Origin of the sequence: Nonlabens sp. MB-3u-79 (assembly GCF_002831625.1) — a bacterium.
Classification (GTDB): Bacteria; Bacteroidota; Bacteroidia; order Flavobacteriales; family Flavobacteriaceae; genus Nonlabens.
In genome coordinates this window covers 2,037,501-2,058,555 of the sequence record NZ_CP025116.1, presented here as the reverse complement: position 1 = coordinate 2,058,555, position 21,055 = coordinate 2,037,501, and the positions used below count along the sequence as shown (strand labels likewise).

The 21,055-nt window shown below is 37.3% G+C and carries 15 protein-coding genes (1 of these 15 running past the window's edge); 4 read left to right on the top strand and 11 right to left on the bottom strand.

What is annotated here, in order from left to right:
* Positions 1-104 precede the first annotated feature (104 nt).
* Both CW736_RS09065 and uvrA read left to right on the top strand, forming a co-directional pair.
* Positions 105-731, top strand: a complete 627-nt coding sequence (locus tag CW736_RS09065; protein ID WP_157810917.1) for a hypothetical protein — start codon at positions 105-107, stop codon at positions 729-731.
* A 238-nt stretch (positions 732-969) separates the two neighbouring features.
* Positions 970-3,801 (top strand): excinuclease ABC subunit UvrA, encoded by a 2,832-nt coding sequence (gene uvrA, locus CW736_RS09060; RefSeq protein WP_101013643.1) that lies wholly within the window; start codon positions 970-972, stop codon positions 3,799-3,801.
* Between the two features lie 150 nt (positions 3,802-3,951).
* On the opposite strand, the gene CW736_RS09055 is transcribed toward uvrA, so the two are convergent.
* From CW736_RS09055 to CW736_RS09040, 4 genes are all read right to left on the bottom strand, one after another.
* Positions 3,952-4,218 carry a hypothetical protein gene (locus CW736_RS09055; protein ID WP_101013642.1) on the bottom strand — a complete coding sequence of 89 codons (267 nt, stop codon included), beginning with the start codon at positions 4,216-4,218 and terminating at the stop codon, positions 3,952-3,954.
* A 314-nt stretch (positions 4,219-4,532) separates the two neighbouring features.
* Positions 4,533-6,344: a membrane protein insertase YidC gene (gene yidC / locus CW736_RS09050; protein ID WP_101013641.1), complete on the bottom strand. Its 1,812-nt coding sequence runs from the start codon at positions 6,342-6,344 to the stop codon at positions 4,533-4,535.
* A gap of 117 nt (positions 6,345-6,461) precedes the next feature.
* Entirely contained in the window at positions 6,462-8,084 is a 1,623-nt protein-coding gene (locus tag CW736_RS09045; protein WP_101013640.1) for a CTP synthase, read from the bottom strand.
* A 149-nt stretch (positions 8,085-8,233) separates the two neighbouring features.
* Complete coding sequence (locus tag CW736_RS09040; protein WP_101013639.1) at positions 8,234-10,960, bottom strand: zinc-dependent metalloprotease family protein; 2,727 nt, start codon at positions 10,958-10,960, stop codon at positions 8,234-8,236.
* Between the two features lie 209 nt (positions 10,961-11,169).
* Between CW736_RS09040 and CW736_RS09035 the strand changes: the two genes are divergently transcribed.
* Positions 11,170-11,685 carry a hypothetical protein gene (locus tag CW736_RS09035; RefSeq protein WP_101013638.1) on the top strand — a complete coding sequence of 172 codons (516 nt, stop codon included), beginning with the start codon at positions 11,170-11,172 and terminating at the stop codon, positions 11,683-11,685.
* Positions 11,686-11,689: 4 nt separating this feature from the next.
* Here CW736_RS09035 and CW736_RS09030 read toward each other — a convergent pair whose 3' ends face one another.
* The 7 genes from CW736_RS09030 to fahA form a co-directional block, all read right to left on the bottom strand.
* A complete protein-coding gene (locus tag CW736_RS09030) occupies positions 11,690-12,223 on the bottom strand; it encodes a DUF922 domain-containing protein (protein ID WP_101013637.1) in 534 nt (177 codons plus the stop codon).
* On the bottom strand, positions 12,224-12,625 hold the full coding sequence (locus CW736_RS09025; RefSeq protein WP_101013636.1) for an OsmC family protein: 402 nt from the start codon (positions 12,623-12,625) through the stop codon (positions 12,224-12,226).
* 3 nt (positions 12,626-12,628) lie between these two features.
* Positions 12,629-14,587: a LysM peptidoglycan-binding domain-containing protein gene (locus tag CW736_RS09020; protein WP_232735331.1), complete on the bottom strand. Its 1,959-nt coding sequence runs from the start codon at positions 14,585-14,587 to the stop codon at positions 12,629-12,631.
* A gap of 7 nt (positions 14,588-14,594) precedes the next feature.
* Positions 14,595-16,127, bottom strand: a complete 1,533-nt coding sequence (guaA, locus tag CW736_RS09015; protein WP_101013634.1) for a glutamine-hydrolyzing GMP synthase — start codon at positions 16,125-16,127, stop codon at positions 14,595-14,597.
* Positions 16,128-16,236: 109 nt separating this feature from the next.
* Positions 16,237-17,835 carry a bacillithiol biosynthesis cysteine-adding enzyme BshC gene (gene bshC, locus CW736_RS09010; protein ID WP_101013633.1) on the bottom strand — a complete coding sequence of 533 codons (1,599 nt, stop codon included), beginning with the start codon at positions 17,833-17,835 and terminating at the stop codon, positions 16,237-16,239.
* 110 nt (positions 17,836-17,945) lie between these two features.
* Positions 17,946-19,130, bottom strand: coding sequence for a hypothetical protein (locus CW736_RS09005; protein ID WP_101013632.1), 1,185 nt, complete (start codon positions 19,128-19,130; stop codon positions 17,946-17,948).
* Positions 19,131-20,420, bottom strand: coding sequence for a fumarylacetoacetase (gene fahA / locus CW736_RS09000; protein WP_101013631.1), 1,290 nt, complete (start codon positions 20,418-20,420; stop codon positions 19,131-19,133). It lies immediately after the preceding gene.
* A 98-nt stretch (positions 20,421-20,518) separates the two neighbouring features.
* On the opposite strand from fahA, the gene glyA reads away from it, so the two are divergent.
* Positions 20,519-21,055, top strand: the 5' end (the start) of a protein-coding gene (glyA, locus tag CW736_RS08995) for a serine hydroxymethyltransferase (RefSeq protein ID WP_101013630.1). 735 nt of this gene lie beyond the right edge of the window; 537 of the gene's 1,272 nt are visible here — the first part of the coding sequence; it begins with the start codon at positions 20,519-20,521; its stop codon lies beyond the right edge, outside the window.

The window sequence follows — 21,055 nt, the reverse complement described above, 5'->3', positions numbered from 1 at the left end:
TTGGTTGCGAGATTCTGATGGTCCCCTTGCTTTGTTTTTTACTCACACACCAATACCCTTTGTCCTGAGGACATGATGCATTCCTCTCGTTGCACTCGTCGGATGTGAGAAGGGAAAACCTCATCAAAAAAATCTCGAGAACTCTAAAGGGTGCCGCATCAAGTGCGGAAAATAATTTCAAAAGCTACAATTATAAAATACTGCCTACTCCAATTTGTGAGCTTGCTCACAAATCAACCTGCCTACTGAAAACTGAGACTGAGACTGATTCCGCATCAAGTGCGGAAAATAATTTCAAAAGCTACAATTATAAAATACTGCCTACTCCAATTTGTGAGCTTGCTCGCAAATCAACCTGCCTACTGAAAACTGAGACTGAGACTGATTCCGCATCAAGTGCGGAAAATAATTTCAAAAGCTACAATTATAAAATACTGCCTACTCCAATTTGTGAGCTTGCTCGCAAATCAACCTGCCTACTGAAAACTGAGACTGAGACTGATTCCGCATCAAGTGCGGAAAATAATTTCAAAAGCTACAATTATAAAATACTGCCTACTCCAATTTGTGAGCTTGCTCGCAAATCAACCTGCCTACTGAAAACTGAGACTGAGACTGATTCCGCATCAAGTGCGGAAAATAATTTCAAAAGCTACAATTATAAAATACTGCCTACTCCAATTTGTGAGCTTGCTCGCAAATCAACCTGCCTACTGCCTACTGAAAACTGAGACTGAGACTGAAAACCGAGACTGATTCCAGCAAGCCCCTTTGTCCTGCGGACATTTCCCTCGATTGAAAACCTTACATAAGATCATAAAACCCATACAGTGCCCTCTTCCCTTGAGAGAAGATAAGAGAAGGCTGTGTTTTATGCTGTTATATTTCAAAACGCTCCACTATATTTTAAGGTAGCTTTAAATAAAAACCTAGTGCTTAATAGGTAACTTCGCAATCTTGTAAAAAACTATGGCATATTCTGACGAAATCATTGAGGTAAAAGGCGCTCGCGTTCATAATTTAAAGAACATTGATGTAAATATTCCGCGAGAAAAACTAGTAGTTATTACGGGGCTTTCTGGCTCCGGTAAATCATCCCTTGCCTTTGATACTATTTATGCCGAAGGTCAACGTCGTTATATTGAAACCTTTAGCGCTTATGCCAGGCAGTTCCTTGGCGGGATGGAGCGTCCAGATGTGGATAAAATAGACGGCCTTTCTCCTGTGATTGCCATAGAGCAAAAAACGACGAGTAAGAGTCCGCGGAGTACGGTAGGAACTATTACAGAAATTTATGATTTCCTAAGGTTGCTATATGCCCGTGCCAGCGATGCATATTCTTACAACACAGGTAAGAAAATGGTAAGCTATAGTGATGAGCAAATACGCGATCTTATTATTGAAGAATACAAGGGTCAGCGCATCAATATTTTGGCACCTGTTATACGTGGTAGAAAAGGTCATTACCGAGAGCTTTTTGAACAAATTGCCAAACAAGGTTTTGTCAAAGTACGTACCGATAACGTGATTATAGATATCATGAAAGGTATGAAGATGGATCGTTACAAGGTCCACGACATTGAAATAGTCATCGACAGGTTGCAAGTAGGCGATAGTGAACAAGATATCAAAAGACTGGATGAGTCCATAAAAACTGCCATGTATCACGGTAACGACATTACCATGATTGTGCCTCACGGTGAGAAAGAAGGACGTTTTTTCTCTCGTACGTTAATGTGCCCAGAAACCGGAATCTCCTACCCTGAACCAGAACCTAATAATTTCTCCTTTAACAGCCCTAAAGGTGCTTGTCCTAAGTGTAGTGGTCTGGGAGCGCTGTACCAAGTAAACGAAAACAAAATTATTCCAGACCGCAGCCTTTCAATTGCTAAAGGTGGTCTGGCTCCTTATCCTGACAATAAGAAAAATTGGATTTATAAGCAACTGGAATTGATCGCCCAAAAGTTTGATTTTAAACTGACAGATGCATTAGAAAAAGTTCCTGAAGCAGCTATAGAAATGATTCTGTACGGCGGTAAAGAAACACTGGAGGTAGACAGTAAAAACCTAGGTGTAAAACGCAATTACAAAATAGAATTTGAAGGGCTGGCTAACTTTATAGAACAAACCTATAAAAATAACGACAGTACCAGTCTGCAACGTTGGGCTAAAGAGTTTATGGACAACGTGACCTGTCCAGATTGTGAGGGGTCGCGATTGCGTAAAGAGTCACTTTATTTCCGTGTCAACGAAAAAAATATTGCCGAACTAGCAAATATGGATATCGTAGAGCTGGTAGACTGGTTTGATCATTTAAACGTGACGCTTTCGCGAAAGCAAGAACAAATAGCCACAGAGTTATTAAAGGAAATAAGAGAACGATTACAGTTCTTACTGGATGTAGGTTTGGACTACTTATCTATCAATCGAAGTGCTAAATCACTGTCTGGTGGAGAAGCACAACGCATAAGACTGGCCACACAAATAGGCTCACAACTCGTCGGTGTATTGTACATACTTGATGAACCAAGTATAGGTTTACACCAAAGAGACAATGAAAAACTGATCAACTCACTTATTTCTTTGCGAGATACCGGTAATTCTGTCATTGTTGTAGAGCACGATAAAGACATGATACAGCGAGCAGATCACGTTATAGATATAGGACCTCGAGCTGGAAAATACGGTGGCGAAATCATTAGTGAAGGTACACCTGAAGAAATATTAAAACACGATACGCTTACCGCCCAATACCTCAACGGTAAAAGAGAAATCGCAGTTCCTAAGACACGTCGTAAAGGAAATGGAATGAAAATATCATTGAAAGGTTGTACTGGAAACAATTTGAAAGACGTTTCTATAGACCTTCCTTTAGGGCAAATGATAGGCGTTACAGGAGTTTCTGGAAGTGGTAAATCTACTTTAATCAACGAGACGCTCTACCCTATTATGAACGCGCACTTCTTTAATGGAGTAAAGATCCCAATGCCATATAAAAGCATCAAAGGACTGGATAATTGTGATAAAGTCATAGACATCAATCAAAGCCCGATAGGTAGAACGCCGAGATCTAATCCTGCAACCTACACCAAAACCTTTGACGAGGTAAGATCCCTGTTTGCTAAAACTCCTGAAGCATTGATACGCGGCTATAAGCCCGGTCGTTTTAGTTTTAATGTTACCGGTGGACGTTGTGAAACATGCAAAGGTGGCGGACTTAGAGTCATAGAAATGAATTTTCTGCCTGATGTTTATGTGACTTGTGAAACTTGTCAAGGAAAACGATTCAACCGAGAAACGCTGGAGATACGTTACAAAGGAAAGTCCATAAGCGATGTGCTCAACATGACCATTAATGAAGCCACAGATTTCTTTGAAGCTATTCCAAATATTTATCGCAAGATAAAAACCATAAAAGACGTTGGACTAGGCTATATTACTTTAGGACAACAATCTACTACACTTTCTGGTGGAGAAGCACAACGTATCAAACTAGCCAGCGAGCTTTCTAAAAGAGATACTGGAAATACCTTTTACATACTAGATGAGCCTACCACTGGACTTCATTTTGAAGACGTGCGTGTTCTTATGGATGTGTTGAATACACTAGTTGATAAAGGAAACACCGTTCTGGTCATTGAACACAATATGGACGTAATCAAAATAGCCGACTACATCATAGACGTTGGCCCAGAAGGCGGTCGTGGCGGCGGAAATATAGTTGCCAAAGGAACACCAGAACAAGTTGCTAAACACAAGACGAGCCATACGGCGCGTTTCTTGAAGAAGGAGTTGGAGTAAGTAGGCAATTTTGAATCAGTAGGCAGTTGGCAGTAAATATTTTTATTATATGAAAGCTATTTGAATTTGACATGCCAACTATTTGTGTTGGCATTGTCTACATAGGTTCGGGAAGTTTGTAATTATTTTTTTTTTAATAAAGCTATTTTTTTACCTAAATGGTTTTAAATTTTTGATCTTGGTGATTACGGCGTCATCTGCGCAAAGGTTTTTAAGTTTGAATTCAATTTCTTTAGCATATTCTGTTGAAGCAAGTTTATCTTTAACCAGCTTTAGCTCGTAAATTAATTCATCCATTACTCCTATAATTTTTTGATTTTCAAGGGTTTTCTCTTCTGGTGTCCCCATACGTTGAAGGTGATCCACATCTCCACCAACTTTTAAATATAATTCAATATGATGATTAGTTATTTTCATAATTAATATAAATTATTGCTCTCAGTCCATTAATCGATCAACGAGCTGTATGAATCACTTACTCTTTTTAATTAATGAGCTGTATAATAACTAGTATAATCTTAACTAATTTTTTAATCTTCGACATCTAATATTTTTTAAAATCTCCAAGCTGCAACTTTTCCTATTCTAAAATAGAATATCAACTTACATTTAATCAATCTCAATTCTATTACTCTACGGTTTTCCTTAATTTAAATGCACTTTTAATTTTAAACCAAAAAAAATCCCCAATCAAAAGATTGAGGATTTAAGAATGTTAATCAAGAAAAATATTATTTGATTTTCTTTTTGTCTTCTTGTTGCGCTTGCGCTTGCTCCATGATTTGAGACATTTTGCTTGCAAAACGACCTTTCTTTTTCTTAGGCTTAGCTTTTGCCTTTTCAATCTTAGCGAGAACCTTATCCTTATCAATAATCACATGCTTGATCACTAACATAATACCTATGGTAATTAAGTTAGAGACAAAATAGTACAATGATAATCCACTAGCGTAGTTGTTAAAGAAAACCAGCATGAACAATGGAGATAAATACATGATAAACTTCATGTTAGGCATTCCAGGTTGCTGGGTTGCTTGCATGTTCTGACCCGTAGTCATCTGCATATAAAAGAATATGGAGATCGATGCCAATATTGGAAACAAACTTACGTGATCTCCGTAAAAAGGAACCTTGAATGGCAATGCAAAGACTTCATCATAACTGGATAAATCGTCTGCCCAAAGGAAGCTTTTTTGTCGCAACTCAAATGCCGTAGGGAAAAATTTAAAGAGCGCAAAGAAAACAGGCATTTGTAACAATGCCGGCAAACAACCACTCAGCGGACTCGCGCCTGCCTCATTTTGAACCTTCATAGTCTCCTGCTGCTTTTTCATGGCATTATCCTTATACTTCTCTGAAATCTTATTCAGTTCAGGACGTAGGATCTTCATTTTAGCCTGAGTCAAGTAACTCTTATACAATACTGGAGATAATACTAGTCTCACACAAATGGTTAAAAGAATGATCGCAATCCCATAAGGAATACCTAATCCTTTTTCTGGACTACTTAGATAAGTAAATAAGGGTCTGACAGCCCATTCATTAATCACTCCAAAAATTCCCCATCCTAAATCTACTACCTCATCAAGGTTGCGTTTATATCCCGCTAAAATATCGTAATCCGTTGGGCCAAAATACCAATCCATGTTATATGCCAACTCACCTCCATTGTACTCCAACTGTACTTTAGAAGTGAATCTTTTAGTCAATTCCTCTTGCTGATCATTTGCAGAATAATTGTTATAAGACTGCAGTAAGCCACTTTTAAAAGGCGTATCTGTCAACAGAATAGAAGAGAAAAAATGTTCTTTATAAGCGATATAGGTAATATTCTCCGCTTCTTCTTCGGCAGTTTCTCCTTGACCGGTATAGTCATCGCTTCCATCATCGTATTCAAATTTGATCTCTGTATAACGCCCCTCGTTATCCATACCTTTAGAACGGCGGTATGCTTGTAATTCCCAAGTCAATGCCACTTCTTCTGAGGTGTTTGCCGCTTGAGCAAGTCCTTGAGAACGAATATTGAAGTCCAACATATAATCGTCAGGCTTCAACTCGTAACGAAATTCAATAGAACCTCCGTTTCCAACATCTGCTTTAAGACTTAGGACTTCATTCTCGCCATTTTGGGAACTCGTAGGAGTGAAAATCAAGTCTTGCGTATGAAGTTTACGACCGTCTTTAGTCATGAATTCCAGATCAAACTTATGGTCACCTCCTTTTACTAAATAAACCGGTAACGAATCATAGGTCTTAAAGCTTTTTAACAAAGCTTCGTTGATCAATGCTCCTTTTGTATTAATTTTGAAATCTACAAGATTATTGTTAAATTGAATGACCTCGCCTTCTGATGCAACTGAAGTTGCTGGAACATCATTCTGCACTACTGCTGTAGACGGAGTTTCTGCCGCTATTTCTGTAGCTGGTGTACTTTCTTCAACTTGCTTCTTCTCTGCTTGGTTTCTGAAAAGCATAAATGCCACTATAGCAAATATGATTGCTAATCCTAGCATACTTTTCCAGTCCGTCTTTTTCTCTTCCATACTTTTGCCCAATGAGGCGATTAATTTACTTGGTATATTTTTATATTGATCTCGCTTTCGCCTTGAGCTGCCCCAGGATAAATTTCTATTTCCTAAAAAGAAAATAGAAAGCCCAACTTATATGGTATTCCTTTTTAATTTATACTTTGCTGCTGCCTTTACAAAAGATATAAATAATGGATGTGGTGAAGCAACAGTACTTTTATATTCTGGATGGTATTGCACCCCTATAAACCAAGGGTGATCTTCTACCTCAACAGTTTCAACAAGGTTTGATTTAGGGTTGATACCTGTGGTTTTTAAACCTGCTTGTTCAAGTTGTTCTCGGTACTCGTTATTGTACTCATAGCGATGTCTGTGACGCTCACTAATAAGATTACTACCGTATATCTCTTTGATCTTCCCACCTAAAAGCTCACAATCCCAAGCTCCTAAACGCATAGTCCCACCCATGTCCAAAATATTTTTCTGATCTTCCATCAGGGAAATCACAGGGTTTGCCGTTTTCTCATCCATCTCTATAGAGTTAGAGTCTTGAATTCCTAAAACGTTACGAGCGTATTCAATTACTGCCATTTGCATTCCTAAACAAATACCAAAAAATGGCAGTTTATGCTCTCTAGCGTAACGTACAGCTTCTATCTTTCCTTCGACACCTCGCTCACCAAATCCTGGTGCCACTAAAACAGCATCAAGATGAGATAATTTTTTTGCTACGTTTTCAACTTCTAAATATTCACTGTGTATGGATTCAATCTTTACTTTAACTTCATTAGCAGCTCCTGCGTGAATAAATGCTTCTAATATAGATTTATAAGAGTCTTGTAACTCTACATATTTACCTATTAATCCTATGGTTACCGTACTCTTAGGATTTTTATGTCTCTGGACAAATTTATTCCAGCTTCTTAAGTCCGGTTGGTCCTTTGTCTCAATTTTAAGATTTTTAATCACGACTCTATCAAGTCCTTCCAATAACATTTTATTAGGAACATCATAGATGGTCTCTACGTCAATAGACTGAATCACCGCTTCTTGCTTTACGTTACAAAAACGTGCCAGCTTGGTACGTATCTCATCAGAAAGCTCGTGTTCTGTGCGGCACACCAAAATATCTGCCTGTACACCACTTTCCATAAGTGTTTTCACACTGTGCTGCGTAGGCTTGGTTTTTAACTCTGCTGCTGCTCTCAAATAAGGTATCAATGTCAAATGAATCACTAAAGAATTATGCTCGCCTAGTTCCCATTGCAACTGTCTAACACTTTCAATATAGGGAAGGGACTCAATATCACCTACTGTTCCACCTATTTCTGTGATAACAACATCATAATCTCCAGATTTACCTAATATCTGAATTCGTTCTTTAATTTCGTCCGTAATATGAGGGATTACCTGTACTGTTTTGCCCAAAAACTCACCACGTCTTTCCTTATTTATGACACTTTGATAGATTCTACCAGTAGTAACATTATTGGATTGAGAGGTGTTTACGTTAAGAAAACGCTCGTAATGGCCTAAATCAAGATCTGTTTCTGCTCCATCTTCTGTCACATAACACTCTCCATGCTCATAAGGATTCAGCGTTCCTGGGTCCACATTTATATACGGATCAAGCTTCTGAATAGTAACCCTTAAACCTCTGGCCTGCAGCAGTTTTGCCAGAGAAGCGGCGACAATCCCCTTTCCTAAAGAAGAGGTTACCCCACCGGTTACAAATATGTACTTTGCATGTGCCATAGTTCTGTTTTAAGAGTTTTAAAAACAGATGCAAAAATAGGTGTTTTGGATAAGAGAAACGAGAACTTTTAACCTTAAAAAGAAATGCTTGAAAGCATAAAAGCCAGTAAGGATTTACTGGCTTTTTATAATTTAGTTGAAAGGGCTATTTATTCTAAAATGATCTTTTTAGTAATGGTCCTGTTTCCGTCCTTAATTTGAACAAGGTACATCCCTGAAGAAACTCCTTTTAAACTGATGTTTTGATTAAAGCTAGAATAAGTTTCATAAGACTTTTTGAATACAGATCTACCGCTTAAGTCAAAAATACCGAGTTCCACTAGATTACTAGAAGCATTATCAAATAAAATAGTAAAGCTACCTCTGCTAGGATTAGGATAAATGGATAAATTATCCAACTCAAAGGACTCATTACTCAATGGAGTCACCATTAATGTACAAACTTCTATAGACCAACTATTTAGAGCTCCTGTATCTTGAGCCGCATTATCAATAATATTTAAAGCCCAATCCCCATTTGCAGGCAGGTTGTCAAAAACAGAAAAGGTGCTTGATGGAGCAAAGTTACCTACGGTAGGCTGTCTACATAATATAGCAGCTGCTCCATCTTCAAATGTAGCATTCAAATCATCTTGATTTGCGCATTCTCTATTCCAGATTAAAGCAAAGTTGTTACTGGAAGGGTCAGAAATACCTACTGTCATATCAGAAATATAAGTATGAGAAATATCCAAGCCTACTTTGATACTCGCTACATCTCCTGTTACTGGAACATTTATAGTAGAAGTAAGTCCATTACTATTATTATCTGGTATGGCGGTGTTTAATGCTCCAGATAAATAGGTGGTACATACGGTTTGAACACTTGCATTGATATTAAAATCTACATTGTTAATGGCAAAGAAAATATTACCAGCTCCTTCTACCATGAGTCTACAGCTAGGAGCAACTATACCAGATGGAACTAAGAGATCATAAGAGCCCGTATTGGGTATATTACTGGCAAGTACGGTGTCAAATGTTCTCCCACTATCCGTAGATAATATGATATTTACATTGGAAGTATTAACTCCATTAGCATTAGTTCCAGCGACATTCCAAGTAATTGTTTCTGTAGTATTAGGGCGCCATACTGTTCCACTATTACCAGGTGAGGTTACACTAAATGGACCTGCATTTGCATCAACCTGAATGGTCATTAGGTCTGCATCGGTTTGTCCACCTCTAGAATCGTTATCTCTTACGGTTAACACAAAATTCATAGGTCTTGTTGCAAAAGGAAGCTTTTCCCATTGCGTAGAATTCCCACCAAAAGCAACAATATCTTCTAATTTAGGAATAACCCTAACCTTTTGATCTGTTCCTTCAAAGGACCTTACTAATGGACCATTAACATTATTTTCTAGAGGGGTTCCTGCGGGTCCTAAATCAAATTGCTCCCAGGTATAGGTATGTGTTGACGTCCCGTCAGGGTCAGTAGAATTACCTACTAATCTATATGGAGTTCCTTTAGGAATGGTATAGTCAGCATCTGCAATTGCACTAGGTGCAGCATTTCCTGTTAGATTGAGTTGCGCACAAGTACTAAGACCGTTAAAAACATTATTAAATATCCTTAGCAAGCTCGTTTGATGAAAGTATGCGTCACTATTATTTTGAATGTTTTGAGGAGGACATATTCCTGCATAAGCCATGATAGTAGTTCCACTAGCAGGTTCATAAGCACTGTTTGCAGATCTATTCCCTCCGGCACAATTTGCAGCATCTCCATTAAATGTATGCGGTGCTCCCATTTGATGCCCTATTTCATGGGCTACAAAATCAATATCAAAGGGGTCACCTACAGGGGAACCTCTTCCAGTAACTCCTTGAGCCTTTCTATTGGTGCAAGGTGACGCTAAAGAAGCTAGACCTCCACCACCAGTGGAAAATATATGGCCTATATCATAGTTAGCAAAACCTATGGTGTTATCAATAGCAGTTTGATTTTCTCCGAGAATGGCACCTGGATTTGTATTTGAAAAATTATCAAACCCTATAGAGATCAGAAGGTCATTATTTGCTACAAAAGTCATCGTAATACTTAAATCACGCTCGTAAATAAAATTATTTCTAGTCATGGTAACGACCATAGCCCCCATTACTGCCATTCTCTTATCAGCATCTAGTGCGCTTGCAGATACTCCTGCTCTCATCCAGTGAAAAGCTGAATATTCTACGGTAGTAGAAATAGCTAATCTGAAATTTCTCAAAATACCATCATTAGCATTCTTTAGATCAATAGGTGATTCTGGACCTGCAAAGCCTTGTCTCAACCCTAAATCATCCTCTACATGACATTCCCATCGTTCTCCTAAATCAACAAGCTCCATTTTCTTATAAACAACAACTGAAGAGTTATTCATGGTATAAGAATCAACAAATTGTGTCCCTAATTTAGGGGAAAACATCATTCCATGAAATCCTTGAGATGTTATTGAAAACCTAATTTGGTTGGTCGGCTCACTGATGCTCTGACCTACATAAGATCTAAAATCAGAATATGTAGCTTGTAACTCGGGAGCCATAACACTGGCTTCTTTTACTTTAAAAAACTCAATTCCATTAGAAGTAGGATATCCAATAATAGTATTTGATGTGTTGGAACTAGCACCTCTTTGTGGAGCATTTGCTAACTTGTTTTTTAGTGCCCTCATATCGATCCTATAGTAAGAAGCTATAGTAGGCTCCGATTTTCTAGACCATTGGGACTCATTTTCTAGTTGGGAAACACTAACCGAAGACCAAGAAGACTTCCTGTTTTGTGCTGTACTTGATAAGACGGTACTAATACCAAATAAAAGTATTGTTACCCATAACCGGTAATTTTGAAACATGTTATAATTTTTGTGTCACAATGATACGAGAAAATGATCGCATTTTAATACCTTTTGCAACTCTAAGCTTACCTTATGCTCTTTAAATTGCCTATAAAGTGTTTTTAATTGATTTGGCTATCAAAATGCGTCAAGCAAGGCATGTGCTTCATTTAAAAAATATCAAAAGCGGCAATAAAAGAAACATTCAAAACCTAAACTTATAATTCATGCGTCATATCTGGCAAATCTTTTTGGTGTTGACCTTACTGACTTCGTGCAAAACCCAGACGGTATCAGATAACACATCAGTAAAGCAGCAAAAATGCCCCCTAGACGGCAGTTGCTCTTTTGAAGTCTTTAAAGACACAGAACTTCTGATTCTGGAAGATGAATTTAAAAATAGCTATCATCAACTAAAAGCGGCTAAAGGAAGAGTGGTGTTAAAATTTGAATACCGCAAAAATGAAGATCCTCATCTGGCAGATGATTCCTATTCAGAAATGATATTTATAGAAATCGATGACCCTGTAAATGAAGTGGAACTAAACGATGAGTTATTAAGCAAAGCAAAAGTGAGTTTCAGGAGAATGTGCTTTTGTCGAGGTGCGACAGGACTCTATAAAATTAGAAAGGGCCGTTTACATATTTCTGAACACCAAAAAGGTTTTCAGGTAACTCTAAATTTTGAGGTAAATGAAGTGCCACAGGTCATCACTTCTTTTACGGAATATTTTGAACTTTAATACGCTAAGCTTCTAAGCTGGTTTTAAAAAGTTCTTCTCTGATTTTATCAGACCATTTTTCTTGGGCGTCTTTTAAAAGCCCATGCTTGGTTTCAAGATCATAAGCATTTTGGGCTTGCAGGCGCTCCTTTTCAAATTTTCTAAAGATGTAATCCACTTCTTTCTTTGGATTCTTTTGTGGAATATACTTTTTGTAGGCAGCTCTTAATTTACGAGCATATAATTCTGAAATATCCCAGTGCAACTGCTCGTGTTTTAAAAGATCTTGATTATTTTCTTTGCTATTCTTCTTCCAGCTCAGTTGAGGATAAAAGTAGGTTGTCACATCAATAGCTGTCGCTAACTTTCCATCCCTATTTTTACTAACAAGACGATACCCCATTCCACTATTGACACTAGCAAAATGTTGCGCATTTTTGGGTGGCACCCCTTTAAAATCATTCCAAACTAACTGCGGGCGTTCTTTATATGTGAATTTTTCTACTGGATCCGTAAAGAAAAAGAGAAAGAATGAAAAACAAAAAAGAACAACTTTCATTTATCCCCAATTAAAAATAATGTTTTTCAACAGCTCAGGATGCAAACTATTGAGAACCGGACAAGTATTTGCCACGCGTTCTAATATCAATTGTGCTCTATGATCACAATTTCCTTTCATCCCTAGTTCCACATCTATTTGAGAAATACGCCGTGGACTTGCCGACATAGTTTTAGTCACTTTTGCAACACTTCCTATAAGGTTCACTCCCATTTCTTCAGCTTTTATCCCCATAACAGTTAGCATACAACTCGCCAGAGCAGTAGCTACAGTATCTGTTGGGGAAAAAGCTTCTCCTTTACCATTATTATCTACTGGAGCATCTGTAGTGAATGAATCGCTGCTTTTTAAATGAGTTGATTCACATCTTAGATTACCTTTGTACTCAACAATTGAAGTCATTACTTATAGTTCTTTTGTAATTGCATTAATATCTAGTTCTTTAATACTTAAATCTTCTTGATATTGTAAAATATAAACAGCATCGTTATAAAATCCAGAAAGGAACTTTTTGGAATAATCAAATTTGTTCTCGGTCATAACAGTTTTACCATTTCTCCTGGCACTATCGTATAAATCAGAAGCACTGGCTTGTCTGAATATAATATCTAGAGCCACATCAAAACCTCGGGTAGCATAGGCATTAGGCGTGATATTATGAATAGAGTAATACTTCTCAATAAAGGAATTACTATCGTCGCTTTCTTTAAACATACGTGGAAATATGTAATTAAGCCTTGCTAGTTTTGTGCTAGATAGTTCCATTTCCTCATAATTCTCCAAACCAAACATGGTAATTTGATGAGTAGCTGCCTTTGCAGAATAATTTGTAATCGCATCTGTAATAAAGCCTACATTATCCACCGCTAGGACCACTACATTTTCCACATCTGGCTTTAATTTTTTGATATAATCAATGCTATAAATGTAATTCTTCTCTGCGTTAGGGACCAAAAGCTTGGCATGAGGTAAGATCGAGGCAAACTCGTTTTTAAGTTCGGGATTACTATTATCGGTTACGATAATTACATTTTTATCAGCGGCATATTTTACCAGATAGGCTTTGAGCTTTGACTTGAGCATGTCATCATCAGGTCGCGCTTGAAACAAATTGCGATACAACTTCACATCTGTATTGGTTAACGGGGAAATGACTGGAATATTGATTCCTTTAAGCTCCTTGGCGGTTTCCACAACATTCATGGACATTAACGGCCCTATAACAGTACTGTATTTGGTAAAGTCAGTTCCTTTCAAAATATTCTTAGTAGCCTGAAGATTTTTCTGCGTATCAAAAAGGTCATAAGCTACTGGAATTCCCAATGCATTAGCACTGTCTATTGCGATCTTCACACCGCTATAAAAATCTAATGCAATACGCATCGTACGGTCACTCTTTAAGTTATCTCGATCGCTAGTAGTTTCATTTATTTTTTGAAGTGAGAAAGGAAGCATGATCGCAAGACGCTGTTTTTTAAAGTTTCTCAAACTATCTGCTAATCTAGCAATGCCTGAAGTCTCGAGTTTTAAATCGATGAGCTTTCCATAATTAGGATTAGGAATAGTAACACTCATTCCCTCTTGGAGTCCTTCCTTTAATTGTGGGTTCAGAGAGATCAAAGAATCTTCACTCACACCAGCTAATTTTTTAAGCGAATACATACCCATTTTCTTAGGTATTACATACTGCATCATTCGATTCTCATCAATAGCTGCAGTAACAGGCGCATCATTATCCTTGTCCTCTAGAGTAATCAAAGAAACATTCTTCGGCACATTTAATATCATCCCTGGTCTTAATGCCTCTACCTCTGGATTGAGTTTTTGAAGGGAATCTGTGTGGATACCATATTTAGTAGCGATGCGGTACATTCCCTCGCCAGGCCTTACGAGATACTTACCGTCTGGTAAATTAGTAGGGTCTAATACAATTTCTTTAATTTTAGGAATTGTATTTTCTACCTCTTCAAAAACAGGTATTTGAATGCGATCTCCTTTTCTCAATGGGTTAGAATACAGCTCTTTATTTGCTTCCTTAATATCTAACTCTGTAATTCCGTATTTTTTAGAAAGACTATAGAGCGTTTCTTTACGACCTACACGGTGTTTTTTATAGGTTTTGATTCTTCGTTGTGTAAGCACTTTATTCTCAGCTGGAATCAAAAGCACTTGACCGTATTTAAGCCCAGACTTTAAGTCTGGATTGAGTTCTAACAGCTCTTGAGAGGTTACCTTATACTTTCTTGTAAGTGTATAAATAGTTTCCCCTTGCTCTACGGTATGTTGCTTATAATTTTGGATGAATGCGGCATCCGCTTTCGCGAAAGCGAAACACATACAAACTATAACTACTATATTTTTCATATTATTGTTATTCCCATTCTATGGTTGCTGGTGGTTTTGAACTGATATCATATACCACTCTATTAACGCCTTTTACCTTATTTATTATTTCATTACTGGTAGCTTGTAAAAATTCATAGGGCAAATTCACCCAATCTGCGGTCATCCCGTCCGTACTTTCTACTGCTCTAAGCGCTACACATTTTTCATAAGTTCGCTCGTCTCCCATCACCCCAACACTATTTACAGGCAAAAGAATTGCTCCTGCTTGCCAAACCTTATCGTATAGATCCCATTTTTTTAGGTTGTTGATAAACACCGCATCTACTTCTTGAAGGATGCTTACTTTTTCTGGTGTGATATCCCCCAATATTCTAATGGCAAGACCTGGACCTGGAAAAGGATGTCTTCCTAAAAGCTCTGCTTCCATTCCCATGGACTTCCCTACTCGACGAACTTCATCTTTAAACAATGCTTTTAAAGGCTCTACAATCTTAAGCTTCATAAAATCAGGTAGCCCACCTACATTATGGTGTGATTTGATCGTAGCGCTAGGTCCACCAGTGGCACTGACACTTTCTATGACATCAGGATAAATAGTACCTTGAGCAAGCCAGGTTACGTTTTTAACTTCATGTGCCTCATCATCAAAGACTTCAATAAAAACTCGTCCTATTGCTTTGCGTTTTAATTCGGGATCGCTTTCTCCAGCCAGAGCTTCCATAAATCGTGCCGAAGCATCAACTCCTTTTACATTCAAGCCCATACCTTCATACTGCAGAAGTACTTGGCTGTATTCATCTTTACGCAACAAGCCGTTGTTCACAAATATGCAATAGAGATTTTTACCTATTGCTTTATGCAGCAACATTGCCGCTACTGAAGAATCCACGCCTCCTGAGAGTCCTAAAACAACTCGATCCTCGCCGATTTGATTTTGTAATTTTGCTACAGTTTCTTCTACAAAACTATCAGGAGTCCAGTCTGCAGTTACTTGAGCAATATTTATCAGAAAATTTTCTAATAACTTCTTCCCATCAGTAGAGTGATACACTTCAGGATGGAATTGTATCGCATACGTCATTTCACCTGCTATTTTGTAGGCTGCATTTTGAACATCATGCGTACTGGCAAGCAAGACACTATTCTCAGGTAATTTTTTAATGGTATCGCTATGGCTCATCCATACCTGACTTCCTACGGAGATTCCTTCAAGGAAAGGATCTTCTTTGACAAAGGAAAGGTTGGCACGTCCATATTCTCTAGTGCTAGAAGCTCCTACTTCACCGCCGTGAAAATGAGCTAGATATTGAGCTCCGTAACAAACACCTAAAAGTGGTTTTTTACCTCTTATCTCACTTAAATCTATATGAAAAGCAGCTTCAGACCTTACTGACATAGGGCTTCCAGAAAGAATTATTGCTTTATAGCCATCTAGGTTAGATGGCACTTTATTGAAAGGATGGATTTCAGAGTAGATGTTTAATTCCCTTACTCTGCGCGCAATAAGCTGCGTGTATTGTGATCCAAAATCTAATATTAATATCTTGTCGTGTTGCATGAACAAATTTACTTTTTTATTAACTAACCTTAAGAGATATAAAACACTTTTGTTAACGTGTTTTCAAGAGAATTCCAACACGTAAAACAAGAATAAATAAGTTCTAAAATTAGAGTTTAATAATGGTGAATCTTAAATCTAACGGATCTAGATTTTCTTTAATGTTATCTATAAAGGCTGTCCCATATTCTTCATAGAAGACAGAAAAATTAGTCTGTCTTTCTTGTAAACTATCATTAGGGAACAGTTCTTTTTTAAGTTTTAACGCCCTTTCTAGATGATCATCTAGTTGCCGCTTTTGGGCTTTTAAAAGCCTTTTTTCAAGGTGCTCTAACCCTTTTATTTGCTTATGCTCCTGGGCTTTTACCGCGTTTTCAAAAGAAGAATCTGTTTGAGTTGCTAGGAGGTGAAGTGCCGCAAATTGTTGCTTCAAATGCTCTTTCTGATCAGAAAAATCTATTTCTATACCACTAATTTTATGAGTAAGTCGAGTAGTAAGCTTGTGATCTTGTTCAAATAGGTCCCAGACATCTAACTGCATTCTTTCCAGCTTATCCAGTTGTTTTTTAGTCACTAACAATGCAGAGTTGCGCAATAACAATATCGGAAAGCTTACTTGTTGTGAATCAAAATAGTCTTTCAATTCTAACCAATAGGCCATCTCGCCTCCACCACCTATGTAGCACAAATTAGGTAATATCACTTCTTGATAAAGCGGTCTCATAATCACATTAGGCGAGAAACGCTCAGGATGGTTTTCTAATTCTTTAAGGATTTCTTCTTGGGTAAAGCTTGTTTCTGTCTCATCTATATGATAGATTCCTTCCTTTTCTATAATACGTTTGCGATAGTCATCCGTCAGATAAAATAAATTGATCTCTCGCGGATTTACTTGTACTTTATATTGATCTGGCCAGGTTTCTAGTGTTTTACTAACTGCATTAAAACTAGCTTTTGAGACCAGTTCTTCCTTAAAATAAGGTATTGCCAAGGATTTCAGCCGCTCATTATCAGCGTCTATAATAACCAGACCTTGCTCCTTAAACAATTCATGGGCAATGACTCTAGTGGCATCTGCCAGATTTTTATTTTCTATATATCCTTTCTCAAAAAGGCTCAGCACCTCTACAGCATGATCATGTTTCCCTAAAAGATCTTTAAAGGCAGAAAACACATCATCTAATCCATCGTTAGATAGCCTTCCTACTCCACCTGTGGCCTCTCGATTGTAAACTACTTTTTTATCCCCGTAATTAAAATACTGAATCTCCTCAAAATCATGATCTTCTGTGGCCATCCAGTAGACAGGTACAAAATTGTAATTAGGATGCTTTTCTTGAAGTTGTTGACACAAATTGATGGTCGAAATAATCTTGTATAAAAAATACAACGGCCCTGTAAACAAATTAAGCTGGTGGCCGGTAGTTACAGTAAACGTAGCTTGATCCTTAAGTAAATTGATGTTTTGAATACTCTGCTCCTTGTCTTCTATATACTCATATTGATGTTGTAATACGTCAGATAACAGTTCTCTCTTTACTTGAGCATTACTCCATTCAGATTGCTTTTCTAAAATCTGCTCCTCAAAGTTTTCCATCTTAGGAAACCTGTGATACAAAGGTTTCAATAGATCCTCTTTATCAAGGTAATCTGACATTAACGAAGAGAAATGTCTAATAGACTGATACGGTTTGTGGTTCAAACTCATTGATTTTGGATCTGTTCAAAGATAGGAGTTGAATTGTGAAGTATTTCTTAAGACTTAAATAGATGTGCCCATTCTTTTTATCTCGCTTTCGCGAAAGCGAAACAACTATACTAATTGTAATGCAACCTATTTAAAATCTGTTTTATCTTCAACTTAAGATCTTCTCCTGTATCATAAACCATTTGTTCATCTGGTGGAAAGTTAACCGATTGCGGATTCAAAGTCTCTAGATAATTAGCTTCCAAAGCCCTTCTATCGCCGTATACGGAACCATAAATATAGGTAAACACAAAACTACTACTCACCGGAAATCGATCGGTAATTTGAAACGTTCTTTTATCTTTTAATTGAACTATTGCATTCACATTAGATTCCTTTAATTGAGTGTTTTGAATCACATTTGCTTTGATCGTAATGAACTTATCTTTTTTAATGTCATTACCAAGACTATCTTTTTTTACATTACCGTTATCATCATACTCATAAATAAAACCGTCTTTGATTTGTTTTTCCTTTACCAATTCCTTTTGAAGTACTTGCTCTGGAGAAATGACTATTCTATCGATAATAATGTCCAGATCATAATCATAATCTAGAGTATTGATTTTATTATTGTGATACTGAGTCCACTGATCATTAATACCATAAGTAGAAAAATTAAGTAATTCTTCCTCTAGCCTTTCTGGTAATACGGTCTGTGACTGATTTTGTAAACCAACAAGTATGTAATGTGTTCCTTGTTCTAAAGCTTGTTGCATCAAAACACGTGTATCTCTAAAGTTAGGATTGATCTTATCCAAATATCTGAGGTCATTATACACATCTCTAGACTCCATGATATTAGCAACCGCTAAAGCTTTTTTAGAGTTATCCAATAAATAATCGCTAAGAGTAGTTCTAGAAGCTAGAATCTCAGAGTGGTAATCTTGAAACTCAAATTGAGCTACACGATTATTTTTCAATGATTTGAGCGGCAATAAGGGACGAATTCTATTCTGACGTCTATCCATTCTTAGATAGGTTTCATAAATAGATTCTAGCACCGCAGGATTGGGATCTAATTGCCACCTTTTAAGTTGCATTTGATCTTGTTCTGTTGCTTTTTTAAAGGCCCTCTCAAGAAGTGGGATATACTCTTGATTTCTTTTGGAGTTCTTACCGTCTACTAAATTTTCTACAGCAATGTTAATAGCTTGATCGTAATCGCCCTCATTGATAGCTGTTTCTGTTTTTTTAACACTACTACAGGAAGCTAGCAAGATTATGGCTGTTACTACAATTAATAATCTTTTCATTTATTTAGATTTAGGCTGATAAAAAGGTAGAATCTTATTGGAAACTTCTCCAAATCCGATTCTTAAATCTCCTTTATGGCAATATCCTCTCATCGTTACTGTATCGTAATCTTCAATAAACTTACGTTCAGTACCATCGTTAAGCTTAATCGGTTTTTCTCCTCTCCAACTCAACTCTAGCATCGAGCCATAAGAATCTGGTGTCGGACCTGAAATAGTACCACTACCCATCAAATCACCGCTATTTACTGGGCAACCGTTAACTGTATGATGTGCTAACTGTTGAGAGATATTCCAGTAAAGGTGCTTGAAGTTGGACTTACATACGGTAGTAGGTCTGCCTTGTTGTGGAGTGATGTCCACTTCTAAGTTGATGTCAAAACTACTATTCTTTTTAGAATCAAGATAATCTAATACTGGCTTTTCTCTTTTAGGACTTTCTGTTCTAAAAGGCTCTAAGGCTTCTAAGGTTACTATCCATGGAGAGATAGAACTCGCAAAGCTTTTTGCAAGGAAGGGTCCGAGTGGCACATATTCCCATTTTTGTATATCTCTAGCACTCCAATCATTAAGCATTACCATTCCAAAAATATAATCTTCTGCCTCTTTTACAGGAATAGGATGCCCTAAGAGATTAGCGTCTGTTGTAATAAAAGCCATTTCCAACTCAAAATCTACAAGCTTAGAAGGACCAAAAACAGGCTGATCTGAACCAGCAGGAATGGTTTGCCCTTGAGGTCTATGAATAGGAATATTTGATGGAATGATGGAGCTGGATCTACCGTGATAGGCTACAGGCATATGCAACCAATTAGGTAGCAGCGCATTATCTGGATCTCTAAACATAGTACCCACATTAGTAGCGTGCTCTTTACTGCTATAGAAGTCTGTATAATCGCCTATAAGCACCGGCAATTGCATTTCCACTTCATCCATAGCAAAAATAATCCTGTCTCTATGCTCTTTATGATCTCTTAATTCTGGATTATTCTTATCAAAAATATCACCAATTCTATTCCTAACAAGGCTCCAAGTTTTTTTACCATCTGATATAAAATCATTTAAGGTATCCTGCATGAACATATCATCGGTTAGTGGTACCATATCAAAATAGCCCATTTCTTGTAGTGCCCCTAAATCAATAGCGTAATCACCGATTCGTGTACCGATAGTAATGACGTTATCTCTAGTAAGGAAAACACCGAATGGTATGTTTTGTATTGGAAAATGAGTATCTCGGTTATATCCTATCCAAGAGCTTCTTTTAGGGTCGTTAGTTTTATTAGCCATGTTATCTTGATTTCTTGTTAAAATATGTCCAAATATATTATATAAGAATTGGATGATGGCATAAGTGCCTTATTTTTGTTATCTAAATTTATCTAAAAATGGCTCACAAGGATCACGAAATTTTCAATCTCATTGAAAAAGAAAGAATTCGTCAAACAGAAGGTATAGAACTAATTGCTAGTGAAAATTACGTAAGTGATGATGTGCTAGCAGCAGCTGGTTCTATCTTAACTAACAAATACGCTGAAGGCTATCCTGGTAAAAGGTATTATGGTGGATGTGAAGTTGTAGATGAAATTGAAAATATCGCCATTGAAAGAGCAAAAAAGCTCTTTAATGCAGAATATGCTAACGTACAGCCTCACTCAGGGAGTCAAGCTAATACAGCTGTTTATCATGCCTGCTTAAATCCTGGAGATAAGATATTAGGTTTTGATCTTTCTCATGGAGGTCATTTAACACATGGATCACCTGTGAATTTTTCTGGAAAGATCTATACAAATTCTTTTTACGGTGTTGAAAAAGAAACTGGATTATTAAACTACGATAAAATAGAGGAGATTGCTATAAAGGAGCAACCCAAATTGATTATCGCAGGTGCGTCAGCCTACAGCCGTGAAATTGATTACAAGAGA

Coding starts and splice junctions, on each gene's coding strand:
- uvrA (WP_101013643.1), top strand. CDS start 970: ATGGCATATTCTGACGAAATCATTGAGGTAAAAGGCGCTCGCGTTCAT.
- CW736_RS09055 (WP_101013642.1), bottom strand. CDS start 4,218: ATGAAAATAACTAATCATCATATTGAATTATATTTAAAAGTTGGTGGA.
- yidC (WP_101013641.1), bottom strand. CDS start 6,344: ATGGAAGAGAAAAAGACGGACTGGAAAAGTATGCTAGGATTAGCAATC.
- CW736_RS09045 (WP_101013640.1), bottom strand. CDS start 8,084: ATGGCACATGCAAAGTACATATTTGTAACCGGTGGGGTAACCTCTTCT.
- CW736_RS09040 (WP_101013639.1), bottom strand. CDS start 10,960: ATGTTTCAAAATTACCGGTTATGGGTAACAATACTTTTATTTGGTATT.
- CW736_RS09035 (WP_101013638.1), top strand. CDS start 11,170: ATGCGTCATATCTGGCAAATCTTTTTGGTGTTGACCTTACTGACTTCG.
- CW736_RS09030 (WP_101013637.1), bottom strand. CDS start 12,223: ATGAAAGTTGTTCTTTTTTGTTTTTCATTCTTTCTCTTTTTCTTTACG.
- CW736_RS09025 (WP_101013636.1), bottom strand. CDS start 12,625: ATGACTTCAATTGTTGAGTACAAAGGTAATCTAAGATGTGAATCAACT.
- CW736_RS09020 (WP_232735331.1), bottom strand. CDS start 14,587: ATGAAAAATATAGTAGTTATAGTTTGTATGTGTTTCGCTTTCGCGAAA.
- guaA (WP_101013634.1), bottom strand. CDS start 16,127: ATGCAACACGACAAGATATTAATATTAGATTTTGGATCACAATACACG.
- bshC (WP_101013633.1), bottom strand. CDS start 17,835: ATGAGTTTGAACCACAAACCGTATCAGTCTATTAGACATTTCTCTTCG.
- CW736_RS09005 (WP_101013632.1), bottom strand. CDS start 19,130: ATGAAAAGATTATTAATTGTAGTAACAGCCATAATCTTGCTAGCTTCC.
- fahA (WP_101013631.1), bottom strand. CDS start 20,420: ATGGCTAATAAAACTAACGACCCTAAAAGAAGCTCTTGGATAGGATAT.